Consider the following 14351-nt stretch of genomic DNA (forward strand, 5'->3'; position numbering starts at 1 on the left):
GAACCCCCGCCGCAATCTGCCCCAGCCCGATGCCCTGGCAATAAGCGGCGGCAACAGCCGCGAGGCTGTTGTACACATAGATTAACCCCGGCAGATTGACGCGGATATCGACTCTTCCGACGGGTGTGTGCGCGACATAAGTTGTGTGGTCGGCTTCGTACTGTATGTTCGTGGCGTAGACGTCCGGCAACGCAGTCTCATCGAACCCTGCGGACGGGATGTCCGGGACTACGCCGTACGTGAGCAATTGGGCCTTGTGATGGCGAACCTTGTCCGAGAGACGGCGTCCGTACTCGTCATCGATATTGACGACATTGTAGTCGCTCGTCAGGTCAAACAGCATGGCCTTGGCCTCGTAATATTCTTCCATCGTGCGGTGCAGCTCCAGATGATCCGGCGTCAGGTTCGTAAAGACGCCGATGCGGAAGCGGGAAGCCGCCGCCCGCTGCAGACTCAAGGCATGCGAGGATACCTCCATGACGCAGGTGTCTACGCCGGCATGCGCCATGTCCGAGAACATATGCTGCAGATGCAGCGATTCCGGCGTTGTTGGCGTCGTCGATTTCGTAGCCAGTGGCGTGTCGCCAATCATGGCGCCAATCGTACCGATTACGCCGACGGTGGCGCGCGCTTCTTCGAGAATCGACTTCACGAAATACGTTGTGGACGTCTTTCCGTTCGTTCCCGTAATGCCGATCAAGCTGAGCTTCTTCGAAGGATTGTCGTAGAAACGCGCGGAAGCGAGCGCCAGCGCCTGGCGAGTGTCCGTCACCTTAACGACAACGATGGAGGACGGCAGGCCGGACAGCTCGACCTCGCGCTCCACGAGGATGGCCGCAGCCCCGTTCTCGGCAGCTTTGGATATATAGTGATGGCCGTCGACGGTAAAGCCGGTTATCGCGACGAACAGCCCGGACTCGGCAACCTCGCGGGAATCGAAGGCTATCGACGTTACATTCGCGACGTCCGGCTCACCCTGCAGAGCGACATAGTCCAGCTCTTCTATTAAGGCACGAAGCAGCATGCGATCAGCCCCTTTACTTATTAGCTTATTGAAATAGCAGTCGAATCATGACATCTGCCAGTGTTACTTTGTCAACCTGATTCAAATATTTATGTAAGGTGTACATATGCTCATCAAGCCGAGAACGACCACAACACCTTGATCAGCTTGCAAGGCTTAATCATCGAGAAAGGAGATGAACGCAGTAATCTCTTCCTGTACTATATGAAGACATTTTACTGCAACAATTCTTAGATTACAATTGCGTCTGGAGGCCGTGAGCTGCGACGCAGGGTCGAATAGGCCTTAAGTTCTAGTAAAAGGAAAAAAAGGAACCCATCTGTCGAATCATGCCTGAAAATTATTGCCATTCGTCGACAAGATTTTACAAACTCTTTGGTTGGGACAGAGTATAATGGTACTATTCCTCACGAAGTCTGCCAGATAAGGAGTGTGCCTCGAAGCGATTATGGATAAACAACATCTGCTAACTCAGTTGCAATCGCTAAGGCTCAAGCTTCATGAAATTGCCGAGGCGCGGGGGAGTTTGACAGACCCGGCGGTCCTTGCTATTAGCGAGGAAGCCGATCAGCTTATCGTCGCACTGCAGTATCTGCAGCGCGAAGAGGCCCAGCATTCGTCCGATCTAAGAGATATAAGAAAATAGATGCTTCTCAACGATTTCGTAACCTACGGAAAAACCGGGTAAGCAGCAAAGCGCATTCCGCTTGCAGGACGCCGCTTGTGAGCTCCGTTTCGTGATTGAAACGGGGCTCTTGTAGTAGGTTCATAAGCGTTCCGGCGCAGCCGGCCTTGGGATCGACCGTGCCGTAGACGACGCGCTTTACGCGGGACTGTACAAGCGCTCCGGCGCACATGGGGCAAGGCTCCAGCGTGACATAAAGCGTGCAGTCCAGCAGCCGCCAGGCGCCAATGCGTTCGCATGCGTCGCGAATGGCGACCATCTCCGCATGGGCGGTCGGGTCATGCTTCGTCTCCCGGAGATTATGACCGCGTCCAATGATTTCATTATTGCGAACGATGACCGCGCCGATGGGCACCTCTCCGATGGCTTCCGCCTTCTCGGCTTCGGCGATCGCTTCCATCATCCATTCACGATCCTCTTGCTCTCTTCTCATAGTCAGTCTCCTATTCCTGCGGGAATGATCGTATATCCAACGAACAAATATTCCGGTGTTAACAGGCAGTGGATAATTTTGTGGATAACTAAATAATTATCAACAAAGTTGTGCACATTCCATCCACGATTGTGCATAACTATTGTGGGCAGTGTTAACGTAATGTGTATATCTGCTTAAAAATCAAGTTCAAAAGTTCGATGTCGAGTAAGCATCAGGGAATACTTCGTAATGGGAAGCGGACTTTTTGAACAACCATTGTATGCAAGTCTCCCGGATCATCTTGCGAAGGGTGGGTCACGCCTTGTCGATCAAGTCCAAGTTGACGGTGGCAATCTCGTTCATGTTGGTGTCCGTCGTCATTCTGTACCATCTGGTCAGCGAATATACCATGGTAAAAGGCTTCGAGCAATTAATGAGTGCGTCCATACGCCAATCTTCCGAACAGGCCAGCCTTGCCGTCAGAGATTACGAGAACCGCGGCAATCCGCAAAATACAGCTGGCATCGATAGTTTGCTTCAGCCGGATGGGATATTTCTCCGGATCCTCGAAATCAATCCTTTCATTAAGGAAATTACGGTGTTCGGCAACGATTCCGGTCAGGTTAACTACGGTACGTATACATATATTGATGCTAACAACGATCCGTTCATCGCGCAAGCTCATCGGGACGAATCCTTACAATATACCACGTTCGATCACAACGGAGGATCTTATTATCGCAGCTTCCTGGCCAGCCCCGACGCGCGCGGGCTCGTGGTCAGCGTTGTCTACGACAAGTCCAGCATCGAGAGCATGCTTGGCTTGAAGAGGCATCATGCGCTTGTCTACACAGGCATATTCCTGCTATGTACGATGATATTGACCTATATTTTGATCGGCTTCATGATTCGCCCCCTCAAGGACATATTATGGAAGGTCAATGAAGTGTCGTCCGTCCGATTTCACAAGCCGATCCAGATCAAACGCAAGGATGAGTTCGGCCTGCTTGCGCTCAAGATTAATGCCATGTCGCAAAATCTCAGTATCTATATGGATAAGCTTCGAAAGGCTTTCGAAGAGAATCGGCGAATGAAAGAACATCTGGAGTCGTTCATTAATCATTCCAATGATGCGATTCATCTCATGGATCTGGAAGGCAAGGTGATTCAGATCAATCGGGCCTTCGAGCAGTTGTTCGGATATGAAGAGTCCGAAGTGCTCGGCATGAGGTTCCCGACCGTGCCGGACACTCACCGCATGGAGAAGCGCCAGATGATCGGCTTGCTCCTGACCGGCAAGAAGCTGCCGGCCCAAGAGACTGTACGCATGACGAAGTCGGGCGAGATCATTCCCGTCAGCGTCATGGTATCGCCGATCCGCGACTCGGACGGGACGATCCGCGCCTTCGCAAGCATCTGCCGGGATATGCGCAGCCGGAACCGGATGGAGGAGCTGCTTAGACGGTCGGAGAAGCTGACGACGGTTGGTCAGCTGGCTGCCGGAGTCGCTCACGAAATTCGTAATCCGCTTACTACGCTGCGGGGCTTCCTGCAGCTGCAGCAGCAGAGCCAGAAGCTGTCTTTAAGCCATGTAAATCTGATGCTGTCGGAGCTGGACCGAATTAATCTGATCGTCGGAGAATTCCTTATACTGGCGAAGCCGCAAGCCACGAAGTTCGTGACGAAGGATATACGCAACGTCCTCAATGATGTGCTCGTATTTCTGGATAGCGAAGCCCATCTTCATAATATCGTTTTCCGGACCGTCATTACCGAGGAGGAGTGCCGAATCTCGTGCGAGGAGAACCAGCTCAAGCAAGTTTTTATCAATCTGCTAAAAAACGCGATTGAAGCTATGCCGGGGGGAGGTTCCGTCCATATCTCTATCCAGCGCAAGGGCGACCGAATCGCAATATCGATAACGGATGAAGGGGTAGGCATTCCGGAGGAGATGATCTCGAAGATCGGCGATCCGTTTTTCACGGCGAAGGAGACGGGCACGGGGCTTGGCATTATGGTGAGCCAGCGCATCATTACCAGCCATCAAGGTACGATGGATATTCAGAGTCAGGTAAATGTTGGCACCTCCGTAAAGGTGACGCTCCCGGCACTGAAAAAGGAGCCCCAAGAAGATCTTCCTGCTGCGCAGTAAGAGGGGCTTCTCGAGAGAGAGAAAAGGAGAGGGTCGGCAATGGGAAGAAGGGCCATTATAGCAGGGGCAACCGGCCTGGTTGGGGGAGAGCTGGTAAAGCTTCTGCTTGGGATGAGGGAATATGAGGGGATCACCGTGCTGGTGCGCAGACGCATAAATGTTGCGCATCCCAGACTAACGCAGCTCGTGATCGACTACGAGAAGCTTGGAGAACTGCCGCCCGAGTTGTTCGCGGAAACCGACGTCTATTGCGCACTCGGCACAACCATGAAAAAGGCGGGTTCCAAGGAGAGCTTTGAGCGGGTGGATTATCATTATCCCATGGAGCTGGGAAAGCTCGCAAAGCGGGCTGGGGCAGCGAGTTACCTGCTCGTATCCTCGACGGGAGCAGACGCGAACTCCAAGTTTTTCTACACCAGGGTCAAAGGCAGATTGGAGCGGGATCTTCAGTCGTTGTCGCTGCGCTCGCTGCATCTCTTCCGCCCGTCGCTGATTCTGGGCGATAGAGGAGAGTTCCGGTTCGGGGAGAGCATGGCAGCGAAATTATCGGCATGGATGCCGCTATTGTTCGCGGGCCCGTTAGGCAAGTACAAGCCCGTACATGCGGAGGCAATCGCTGGAGCCATGGCGGCCGCAGCGCTGACGAAAGGGACGTTCGAAAGGATCATTCCCTCTAACCGGATAGGATCGATGGCGTCTTTGTTGCGCAAATAAGAAAGTTAGTGTAGCATACGCTACAGCGAGGTGAGGCAGCAGTGAGAATCAATAAATTTATAAGCGAGACCGGCTTCTGCTCCCGCCGGGAGGCGGATAAGCTGGTGGAGTCCGGCAAGGTAACAATTAATGGCGTGACCGCCGTTCTCGGGAGTCAGGCAGAGCAAGGCGATGATGTTCGGATTAACGGCAGGCAAATTGGCGAGCAGCGCCGCCACGTCTATATCGCGCTTAATAAGCCAGTCGGTATTACTAGCACGTCAGAGAGCCATATTAAAGGAAATATCGTCGATTTCGTGGGACATTCCGAACGGATCTTCCCGATCGGGAGGCTCGATAAGGATTCGGAAGGACTTATTTTGCTTACGAACGACGGCGATGTGGTTAATCCCATTCTACGTTCGGAAGGGAAACACGAGAAAGAATATATCGTGACGGTGGACAGGCCCATTACGGAAGCTTTCGTCAAGGGGATGTCTACAGGGGTTAAAGTGCTGGGGAGTCTGACGTTGCCCTGCAAAGTGACGCGCGTCGCGGAGCGTACATTCCGTATCGTGCTGACGGAAGGACGCAATCGGCAAATTCGGCGCATGTGCGAGGCACTCGGTTTCCATGTCCGCAGACTAAAGAGAGTGCGGATTATGAACATTCATCTCGGCGAGTTGGCCGTAGGCAAGTGGCGCGACCTGACCGAAGATGAGCGCAGGGAGCTGTTTGATCTGCTGCAATATGAGCCGCGATAGGTGAAACGGCTGACGCCGTCCTCTGGCGGGGCATTGCGTTTCAGGAAAAAGAAGCTTTCGTCTCCGCATGTCGGCGAAGATGAAAGCTTCTTTGTTTTCGGACAAGCCCCTGGGCTCTGTAAGGTTAGTCTCACTGTGAGGCGTTGTCGCTCACGGACAAATTTTGTGTATTCTGCGTATTGACATAGGTGTGCAGAATGGACACTTCGACGCGGCGATTCTTCGCCTTGTTCGCGACCGAGTTGTTCTCTGCCACAGGATGGTTTTCACCATAACCGGTGGCGCTGAACCGTTTTTCATCGAGCGCTTTGTTCTCCAGCATAACATCCAGGAAGCGGACCGCGCGCATGACGCTCAGATCCCAGTTAGAGCGGAATTGCGAGTTGTGGATCGGCGTATCGTCCGTATGGCCGGCAACGATCACATCGTAATTCGGATATTGCGTAAGCATGGTCGCTATCGCCCCGGCAAGCTCCCTGGATTCGGGCTTGACAGTAGCTTGTGCCGGCGCGAATAAGGCGTTGTCGCTGATAATGATGAGCAGCTGAGACATGTTCATCTTCGTCTCCAGATCGGAGGTGAGGCCGTTCTTGTCGATATAGGCGTCGATCTTCTTCTTAAGATCCTCCAGCTCCGCCTGCTCCTTCTTAATCAACTCTTCCAGGCTGGACTCGGATTGCTGCTCTTGTTGCTGCTGGCTCTCCGTTTGCTTGTCGTTATCCTTGTCGCCGCCCTGATTTTTTTTGGTCGTATCCTCGCCTTCTTTAACGACCGAGGGAAGGTCCAGAACGCCGCTGCCGTTGCTGAGCGCAATGCTAAACGCTTGGGACATCTCTTCGAACTTCTTTACATCAACGGAATTCATCGAATAGAGAACGATAAAGAGCGCAAGCAGCAAGGTGAGCAAGTCGGCATAAGGGATAAGCCAAGATTCATCTACGTGCTCCTCGTGATCGTCATGCTTCCTATGCTTTCTGCTCAACGGCCCCTTCCTCCTTCTCTTTCATCTTCAGCCGCTCCGTAGGCGTGAGGAATACGGAAAGCTTCTGGTGAATGGCGATCGTGGATACGCCGGACTGAATGGATAACAGTCCCTCCAGCATCATCAGTCTGATCTGGATCTCTTGCTTGGAGATCCGCTTAAGTCTATTGGCAATGGGATGCCACAGGACATAACCTGTAAAGATACCGAGCAGGGTTGCGATGAACGCGCCTGCGATGGCATGCGCAAGCTTGTCCATATCGCTCATCTCGGACAGGGCGGCGACGAGGCCGACGACCGCGCCGAGTACCCCGAGCGTAGGAGCGTAAGTGCCTGCCTGCGTAAAGATCAAAGCGCCAGCCTTATGGCGGTCCTCTGTGGCGGCGATATCCTCCAGGAGAACGTCGCGGACAAGATCCTGGTCATTGCCGTCAATAATCATGCGCATGCCGTTACGCAGAAAGGTGTCCTCGATCTCGTCGACGCGAGCCTCGAGCGCTAGCAAACCTTCGCGGCGGGTGATGGATGCCCACTCCATGAAACGGCTGATCAATTCCTCGCGGGAGGTGAGCTTTTGCTCGGCGAATACGATCTTGAACAGCTTGCCGACTTTTTTGAGTTCGGACATTGGGAAGGCGACCATGACGGAGGCAACGGTGCCGAGAATAATAATCATAAAGGCTGCAGGATTCAGAAGCGACGATAAGTGCGCGCCCTTAACCACCATCCCGCCCAGCACTGCGATTAGACCTAACACAAGACCGATAATTGTTGAGTTCTTCATCATACACCCCGTCCAGTATGTTCTATATTTGAGCCGTCTACTTCTATTTATATCGTCAAAAGGGTATTCTGAAATTATAGTAATAAAGATCGAACCATAATTTTAAGGAGATGTGTGAACGATGGGTGTACGACACGCGCGCGAATATGCGGATATATTGAAGGAATTAACTCAAGCGGTGGGGGATATCGAGGGCAGCTACTCCTTCTTTGAGATGGAGCCGGAAGAGTGGGCGGCGCTGCCGACATCTGATCGGCATGAGGTTATGGAAGCGTTGGCGGACGACGTCTTCTTCGGACTTGGCGAAGAGCCCGTCATCAAGGTTGGACAGGGTGAAATTGTGTACAACAACAAGCATCATATTATAGAAGTGATGCAAGGAGATAATGTCATTCACATTATTCGCCTCATCTAATCTTTACAACGATACAGCTCTCCATTAGAATAAAAGCAAATCACAATGGCATGATAGCTAACATGTACATTACATTGGAGAGAGCGACATGACTGGTTCTCATTCGGCGGGCTCGTTGCCGCCAAGTCTTCGACTGGACGGGGAAACGTTAGCAGCCTACTATCAACCTATTATTGCGCTCGATACGAGAAGGATTGAAGGCTACGAGGTGCTCGGAAGAGCCGTTGGCGAAAAGGGCCCGAGGAGTCTGGGGCCCTTCTTCGGCGATGATGCTATCCCGATGGAGGATCATCTGCTTGTTGACCGACTGCTGAGAGAGCAGGCGATAGCCAAGCATGCATGCCAAGAAAATCCTCCGCTGCTTTTTCTGAACCTTAAGCCAGCCTGGATCTACCGGCAAGGAGAAAAGGGCGAGCTGTATACGTTGGATCTGATCGCCAAGCATCATGCCGATCCGGCTCGCATCGTGATCGAAATAACGGAGGAAAGTTTCCATGGCTCCATGGATGTGCTGCGGGAGGTGGTCGATCGTTATCGCGCGGCCGGTTGTCTGATCGCTATCGACGATGTCGGGAGCGGCTTTAGCAGCGCCGATCGTATCGCCCAGATTCAACCCAATCTGCTCAAGATCGATATGCATATCGTCAAACGAAGCGGGACGCACAATGGCTACTATGGGGTGCTTCGTTCGTTCTCCGAGCTTGCCGAGCAGATTGGCGCCTCTTTGCTGTTCGAGGGTGTGGAGACGAGAGAGGATCTGGAGCGCGCCATCCAATCCGGCGCCAGGTACGTACAAGGTTTCTTGTTCGCGCGGGCGGGAGCCGACTTTATCGGTCCGGCAAGCTTTGCCGCCGTCATCGAGAACGAGCTGGATCGCAATCTTAGGCAGCTCGCTCATACAGAGAGGTGGTGGCAGCAGCAGGCAGAACGTCTGGCGGATCACCTGCAGACGATTATGCTTGGAGCGGTACTGCCGGAGAAGGCCGACGACTGGCTGGAGTTGCTTATCCCGCATTTAAAATCCTCTTGCACCAAGGTATACCTATGCAACGAGGAAGGCATTCAGCTGTCCGCGAATTTCAGCAGGGGGGAAGACGGAGTCTGGAAGCGGGAAGAAGAGTACCGGTATGCCAATTGGAGTTGGAGGCCGTATTTTGTCCCGAATCTGGTTCAACTGGGGGAGAGCCGGAGAGCGATCGTATCCCGATCGTATACGGATCTGGATTCCAGAGCGTGGATTCGTTCGGTCTCGGTGCTCGTCCGTCCCGGTCTGATCCTATTTGCCGACAGCAAGGATGAGGTTAGTCCGTGGGAAGCCTCTTAATGAGGTGGCCATCAGATCTTGGAAGCTGCAAACACGCGCTTAACGAGGCGCTTCGTACACCATGCAGTGGAACCACTCAGGCTCGCCGCCGCTGAAAGAGGGGCGAAGATAGGTGTCGGTAATGCTGAAGCCGGCTTTCTCATAGGCGCGGATGGCCCGGACATTCCACACGAGCACTTCGAGATCGATCTCGTTGCCCGGACATCGACGCAGAGCTTCTGCTGCCATGAGACCGACAACCGACGAGCCCACCCCTTGGCCGCACAGGTCGGGATACAGTCCGAGGCCAAGTCTGGTCACGCTGCCCATAGGGAAGAATTGGGCATAGCCAATCAACCTTTGCCGTTCGTCCAGAATGGCTCCATATTGCTCTGCTCGCAGGACGGGATCACCGAATTCGATTCCGTCCTGTTGCATTTGATCCCAGGACGGCCAGTTGAAGCGCTCGTATGGTTCTTCGTACCTCCACGTACATAGCTGTTCCGCATGGGAGACTTCCAGTGGTCCGATAGTCAGCGCTGATAGATTTGGTTTATAATAACTAAGGTTAGGTTCGTGCTCTGCAGAATTCATCATAATTTGATTATATCAGATAGGCGCCGCGGCGCGTGTATGTAGTAAGGAGAATCGGCAACGTGAAGAAGCTGCTATGGATCGGATGTTTATCTTATCTCGTTATTGGTATCGCCCACGTGGTGGGAGGCTCGGTATTAGAACAGTTGATTGCCTATTATGGCGTCTCTTACAAGGATGGCGGCCAGTGGATAATGAATCAATTTCTGGGGTTTATGGTCGGCGTTCTGCTAGCCCCTACTCTGACGGCGCGCATAGGGAAACGCGGCGCTGTATTGCTGGCCATGGGTTTGCTCACCCTTAGCGAAGCGGCGTACAGCTTGCTGCTGCCTTGGGGATGGATGCTCGCCATCGCTCCCATCGCGGGGGTCGGCTTCGGGATGACGGAGGCAATCGTAGGAGCGGCCATCATCGACCTGGTAAAGGGAAAGGCTTCGGCCATGAGCCGTCTCGAAACGTTCTTCGGAATCGGGGCGCTCATCATACCGGTGACTGTGGCCTTCCTTATTCAAGAGCATATCTGGCAGCTGTCATTCCCGATTCTGTCCGCCATGGCGGGGATTACCTTCGTTTTATGGTTGACGATGTCCTTCGGCGAGCTGGACAGTCAGCTTGGGCTGGCGGCAAGGCCGACAACGTCAGGTGCAAGAGAGCGTGCAGCCTCGAGCCATGCTGATGCCAAGGCGGAAACAAGTGTGGGTGCTGACGGCGGGGGTTCGCCGGAAGACGCAACCATGTCCAAACCTTCGAGAGGAGTCTTGCTAGGTTATTCGGGTCGACTGTTGCCTTTCCTGATTCTCTGCGCGCTGTTCTTCCTGATGTACGTGGGGATGGAGATGAGTTTCTCCAACTACCTTCCGTCCATACTCATCACCCGTACGGAGATGGGAGAAGCTGGCGCGGCTGCTTCACTTAGCTTGTTCTGGGGAACGATCGTACTGGGCAGGCTGTTCGCGGGAGTGATTGCGGAGAAGGTCGGCTATGGAAGGTACCTGACGATTTCTACGCTGGGGGCCGCGATCGTATTCCTGCTAATGACGATTACGACCAGTTTGAATTGGATGCTGCTATTGATTGCGCTTGGCGGACTGTTTTTCTCCGGCGTGTTCGGCATCGCATTGGTGTACGCCAACAGCTTGTTGCCGGGTATGACGGAGCGAACGACTAGTCTAATGGTAGCATTTGGAGGTATCGGCGGCGCCTTGTTTCCAAGAATGACGGGCTGGCTGATGGATCGCTTCGAAGTGGAATATACGATTGTTTATCTTGCCGTACTGGTTGCCATTATGCTAGTCCTGCTTGGAGTGATCCTTTATCAAGGGCGTAGATTGGCGGGTCACGTGGAGCGGCTGCGGTCGTAAGCGACGGATTGCACAATGAGAAAAGCAAACGGCTGTCGAACAAAAAGAACAGCCTCCCCGTTGCCGGGGAGGCTGTTGCCTTGTCCATTATTTGGCTGCGACTGCGTAAGTCTCGAATTGCTCGGCATCCATGACGCTGCGCGCCGTTACAAAACGGGACTTATAATAGGAACTGTTAAGATCGTCAATGATAACTCCGCGGCTTGTAGAAGCATGGGCAAACTTGCCGCCGCCTACGTAGATGCCTGCGTGCGTGATTTCACCGTTTACCTTGCCGCTTGTGTCGAAGAAGACAAGATCGCCTGGCTGCAGATCAGCCTTAGCGACTTTGGTTCCGACTGTTGCTTGGTCCACCGATCTACGGGGAAGATCAATACCCATCTTCTTGAATACGTAGCCGTTAAATCCGGAGCAGTCAAAACCTTTTGTGGTGGTCCCGCCGTAAGAATAAGGCGTGCCAATTACACCATCAATGATGCTGTCCATCTCTGAGCTTGCGAAAGCGCTTCCTGCCTGGAAAGCAAGCAGAAGCACAAGCCCTAGTAAAACAGAGCTAATCTTTTTCTTCAACTTATGGTTCTCCTTCCGGTGCCGACGAGGTTAGCTGTGGGGTTCGGTTGAAGGTTCCCTATGACTTCTCAGGCGCTGTAGAACACCAGACGTCGAAGTCAATTCACCCAGAGTGGTTCCCCCGTTTCCCGATTGGGAATTAGGCAATGTCATCCAAAGTTATTTTCTAAGGATTATAATAATGGCAAAATGTAGATTCGTGTTGAATATGAGAAGATATTAATATTAGATTCATAAATAATACGTTTCAAATTCAAAAACCATGGGTAGAAGGCGCTTCCAAAGCGTGTAATTTAGCTAAATTTTGTGTATCATAAGGAGATACAATGAATCGGCTGTCGTTGTTGAAAGCGGCGAGGCGCGATAAGGCGAAGGGTGTTGTCCCGTGTCGGACAATCCTTTATAAGTTCGAGTTCAAAAAGTTCGGTTTTCAGCACCGAGAAGATTGAATGAAAGTAGAAACTGAGGAGCGGAGCGTAGTGGAAGCTACGTGAGCACCGGAAGTTTTCGCTTGCATTCAAGATTCGATGTCGAGTAGGCTTCATGGCATACTTCGTGATCAAAAGCGGACTTTTTGAACATCCTCTATAAACAACGTTAGAATCGACGTGAAGGCCTGGGGATTGCGAGACATTCCCCGGATGGGCGCACGAGTGGAAAAGGGGTAGGTCGCAAGTGGAAAACACAATGGAGAACAAGTCATCATCCTCCAATTTCATCAAAAATATTGTCGTGGAAGATTTAAAGAGCGGCCGCGTGCAAGAAGTCGTTACGCGCTTCCCGCCGGAGCCGAACGGCTATCTGCATATCGGACATGCGAAGTCGATCTGTCTGAACTTCGAGCTCGCGGATGAGTTCAAAGGAAAGACGAATCTGCGCTTCGATGATACGAATCCCGTCAAGGAAGACACGGAGTACGTTGAGGCCATCCAGGAGGACGTGCGCTGGCTGGGCTTCGATTGGGATGAGCTGCGTTTCGCCTCGGACTACTTCGAAGAGTTATATAATCGAGCGGTGCTTCTTATTAAGAAAGGAAAGGCCTACGTCTGCGACTTGACGGCGGACGAGATGCGCGAGATGAGAGGGACGCTTACGGAGCCGGGCAAGGAAAGTCCTGGCCGAAATCGCAGCGTGGAGGAAAATCTGGATCTGTTCGCGCGGATGCGCGCGGGAGAATTCAAGGATGGCGAGCGCGTCCTGCGGGCGAAGATCGACATGGGTTCGCCAAATATCACGATGCGCGATCCCGTTCTCTATCGGATCTCCCATTCGCATCATCACCGGACAGGCGACGCTTGGTGCATCTATCCCATGTACGATTACGCCCACCCGCTCAGCGACGCGATCGAAGGGATCTCCCATTCCGTTTGTACGCTGGAGTTCGAGGACCATCGTCCGCTATACGACTGGGCGATCGCGGAATGCGAGATGGAGAGCACTCCCCGCCAGTACGAATTCGCGCGGCTAAACATCACCAACACGGTGATGAGCAAACGTTATTTGAAGCAGCTCGTAGACGAGGGCGTTGTAGACGGCTGGGACGACCCGAGGATGCCGACGATCAGCGGCATGCGCCGCCGCGGCTACACGCCGGAGGCGATTCGCGCATTCTGCCGCGAGATCGGCGTTGCCAAAAGCAACAGCGTCGTGGACGAGCGGAATCTGGAGCACTTCATCCGCGAGGACCTGAAGCTGAAGGCGCTTCGGACGATGGCGGTCCTGCGGCCGCTTAAGGTCGTCATCACCAACTATCCGGAAGGACAGACGGAGCTGCTGGAAGCGGAGAACAATGCGGAGAACGAAGAAATGGGCATCCGCCAAATTCCGTTCTCGCGCGAAATTTATATCGAACGCGACGACTTTATGGAGAATCCGCCGAGTAAGTATTTCCGCTTGTTCCCTGGCAACGAGGTGAGGTTGAAGCATGCTTACTTCATTACTTGCCAAGAGGCCGTGAAGGACGAGAACGGCGAAGTCGTAGAGCTTCGCTGCACGTACGATCCGAAGACGAAAAGCGGGAGCGGATTTAGCGAGCGCAAGGTGAAGGGCACGATCCATTGGGTTGAAGCGTCGCAGGCGGTACCGGCGGACTTCCGTTTATACGAGCCGCTTATTTTGGACGAGGCGTCGCAAGGGTCCGATAAGTCGTTCCTGGAACGCATCAATCCGAATTCGCTGCAAGTCGAGCAAGGTTACGTAGAGCCGAACATGAAGGACGCTGTCGGAGGCGACAAGTTCCAGTTTTTCCGCCACGGCTACTTTAGCGTCGACTCCAAGGATTCGGGCGGCGGCAAGCTGGCCTTTAATCGAATCGTGTCGCTCAAGAGCTCGTTCGACCCGACCAAGGCTTAGGGAGCGGGAGGGCCTGAGATCGGCGAGAGTGCGAGGGTGAGATCGGCGAGAGCGCGAGGGCCGGAGATCGGCGAGCTGGAGTGCCAGAGGACAGCGAGAGTGCGGGTGCCAGGGAGCGGCGAGAGCTGGAGGGCCAAAGATCCAGCGAGATCGGGTCCCTCGCAAGCCTCGCCCAGACTGATGAGTTCGCTCGATCTGGGGGATTAGCTCGATCTTACGATCTTACGGATGTGTTTGGCTCCGTGGAGCGCCGAGCC

General features: G+C 53.4%; 14 protein-coding genes and 1 riboswitch. Of the genes, 8 read left to right on the forward strand and 6 right to left on the reverse strand.

What is annotated here, in order from left to right; all coding sequences use genetic code 11:
• Positions 1-1024: Mur ligase family protein (locus PAT3040_RS02135; protein WP_108991369.1), on the reverse strand; the 1024-nt coding region annotated here is incomplete at its 3' end.
• A gap of 448 nt (positions 1025-1472) precedes the next feature.
• Here PAT3040_RS02135 and PAT3040_RS02140 point away from each other — a divergent pair.
• Positions 1473-1670 carry an aspartyl-phosphate phosphatase Spo0E family protein gene (locus tag PAT3040_RS02140; protein ID WP_087569978.1) on the forward strand — a complete coding sequence of 66 codons (198 nt, stop codon included), beginning with the start codon at positions 1473-1475 and terminating at the stop codon, positions 1668-1670.
• Between the two features lie 7 nt (positions 1671-1677).
• On the opposite strand, the gene tadA is transcribed toward PAT3040_RS02140, so the two are convergent.
• Complete coding sequence (tadA, locus tag PAT3040_RS02145; protein ID WP_087569977.1) at positions 1678-2142, reverse strand: tRNA adenosine(34) deaminase TadA; 465 nt, start codon at positions 2140-2142, stop codon at positions 1678-1680.
• Positions 2143-2389: 247 nt separating this feature from the next.
• Here tadA and PAT3040_RS02150 point away from each other — a divergent pair, with 247 nt between their 5' ends.
• From PAT3040_RS02150 to rluF, 3 genes are read left to right on the forward strand one after another with little or no spacing between them, the layout of a single operon-like run.
• On the forward strand, positions 2390-4276 hold the full coding sequence (locus tag PAT3040_RS02150; protein ID WP_258234789.1) for a PAS domain S-box protein: 1887 nt from the start codon (positions 2390-2392) through the stop codon (positions 4274-4276).
• A gap of 39 nt (positions 4277-4315) precedes the next feature.
• A complete protein-coding gene (locus PAT3040_RS02155) occupies positions 4316-4990 on the forward strand; it encodes a Rossmann-fold NAD(P)-binding domain-containing protein (protein ID WP_181376403.1) in 675 nt (224 codons plus the stop codon).
• Positions 4991-5031: 41 nt separating this feature from the next.
• Positions 5032-5733 carry a 23S rRNA pseudouridine(2604) synthase RluF gene (gene rluF / locus PAT3040_RS02160; protein WP_108991370.1) on the forward strand — a complete coding sequence of 234 codons (702 nt, stop codon included), beginning with the start codon at positions 5032-5034 and terminating at the stop codon, positions 5731-5733.
• Between the two features lie 130 nt (positions 5734-5863).
• On the opposite strand, the gene PAT3040_RS02165 is transcribed toward rluF, so the two are convergent.
• Both PAT3040_RS02165 and motA read right to left on the reverse strand, forming a co-directional pair.
• A complete protein-coding gene (locus PAT3040_RS02165; protein WP_108991371.1) occupies positions 5864-6715 on the reverse strand; it encodes a flagellar motor protein MotB in 852 nt (283 codons plus the stop codon).
• Entirely contained in the window at positions 6699-7499 is an 801-nt protein-coding gene (gene motA, locus PAT3040_RS02170; RefSeq protein WP_108991372.1) for a flagellar motor stator protein MotA, read from the reverse strand. Before motA ends, PAT3040_RS02165 begins: the two co-directional genes overlap by 17 nt.
• A gap of 121 nt (positions 7500-7620) precedes the next feature.
• On the opposite strand from motA, the gene PAT3040_RS02175 reads away from it, so the two are divergent.
• Both PAT3040_RS02175 and PAT3040_RS02180 read left to right on the forward strand, forming a co-directional pair.
• Positions 7621-7914 (forward strand): hypothetical protein, encoded by a 294-nt coding sequence (locus tag PAT3040_RS02175; protein ID WP_087569973.1) that lies wholly within the window; start codon positions 7621-7623, stop codon positions 7912-7914.
• A gap of 88 nt (positions 7915-8002) precedes the next feature.
• Entirely contained in the window at positions 8003-9238 is a 1236-nt protein-coding gene (locus tag PAT3040_RS02180) for an EAL domain-containing protein (RefSeq protein ID WP_108991373.1), read from the forward strand.
• Positions 9239-9277: 39 nt separating this feature from the next.
• Here the strand turns inward: PAT3040_RS02180 and PAT3040_RS02185 are convergent, their stop codons facing one another.
• Positions 9278-9814 (reverse strand): GNAT family N-acetyltransferase, encoded by a 537-nt coding sequence (locus PAT3040_RS02185; protein ID WP_258234790.1) that lies wholly within the window; start codon positions 9812-9814, stop codon positions 9278-9280.
• A 59-nt stretch (positions 9815-9873) separates the two neighbouring features.
• Between PAT3040_RS02185 and PAT3040_RS02190 the strand changes: the two genes are divergently transcribed.
• Positions 9874-11172, forward strand: coding sequence for an MFS transporter (locus PAT3040_RS02190; protein ID WP_108991374.1), 1299 nt, complete (start codon positions 9874-9876; stop codon positions 11170-11172).
• A gap of 87 nt (positions 11173-11259) precedes the next feature.
• On the opposite strand, the gene PAT3040_RS02195 is transcribed toward PAT3040_RS02190, so the two are convergent.
• Positions 11260-11742: a C40 family peptidase gene (locus PAT3040_RS02195; RefSeq protein ID WP_108991375.1), complete on the reverse strand. Its 483-nt coding sequence runs from the start codon at positions 11740-11742 to the stop codon at positions 11260-11262.
• Positions 11743-11746: 4 nt separating this feature from the next.
• A riboswitch (cyclic di-AMP (ydaO/yuaA leader) is annotated at positions 11747-11898 on the reverse strand.
• 531 nt (positions 11899-12429) lie between these two features.
• On the opposite strand from PAT3040_RS02195, the gene PAT3040_RS02200 reads away from it, so the two are divergent.
• Positions 12430-14094: a glutamine--tRNA ligase/YqeY domain fusion protein gene (locus PAT3040_RS02200; protein WP_087569968.1), complete on the forward strand. Its 1665-nt coding sequence runs from the start codon at positions 12430-12432 to the stop codon at positions 14092-14094.
• Positions 14095-14351 lie beyond the last annotated feature (257 nt).

The organism is Paenibacillus agaridevorans (assembly GCF_003112455.1).
In the GTDB taxonomy this organism is placed as follows: domain Bacteria; phylum Bacillota; class Bacilli; order Paenibacillales; family Paenibacillaceae; genus Pristimantibacillus; species Pristimantibacillus agaridevorans.

Coding starts and splice junctions, on each gene's coding strand:
- PAT3040_RS02140 (WP_087569978.1), top strand. CDS start 1,473: ATGGATAAACAACATCTGCTAACTCAGTTGCAATCGCTAAGGCTCAAG.
- tadA (WP_087569977.1), bottom strand. CDS start 2,142: ATGAGAAGAGAGCAAGAGGATCGTGAATGGATGATGGAAGCGATCGCC.
- PAT3040_RS02155 (WP_181376403.1), top strand. CDS start 4,316: ATGGGAAGAAGGGCCATTATAGCAGGGGCAACCGGCCTGGTTGGGGGA.
- motA (WP_108991372.1), bottom strand. CDS start 7,499: ATGAAGAACTCAACAATTATCGGTCTTGTGTTAGGTCTAATCGCAGTG.
- PAT3040_RS02175 (WP_087569973.1), top strand. CDS start 7,621: ATGGGTGTACGACACGCGCGCGAATATGCGGATATATTGAAGGAATTA.
- PAT3040_RS02180 (WP_108991373.1), top strand. CDS start 8,003: ATGACTGGTTCTCATTCGGCGGGCTCGTTGCCGCCAAGTCTTCGACTG.
- PAT3040_RS02185 (WP_258234790.1), bottom strand. CDS start 9,814: ATGATGAATTCTGCAGAGCACGAACCTAACCTTAGTTATTATAAACCA.
- PAT3040_RS02200 (WP_087569968.1), top strand. CDS start 12,430: ATGGAGAACAAGTCATCATCCTCCAATTTCATCAAAAATATTGTCGTG.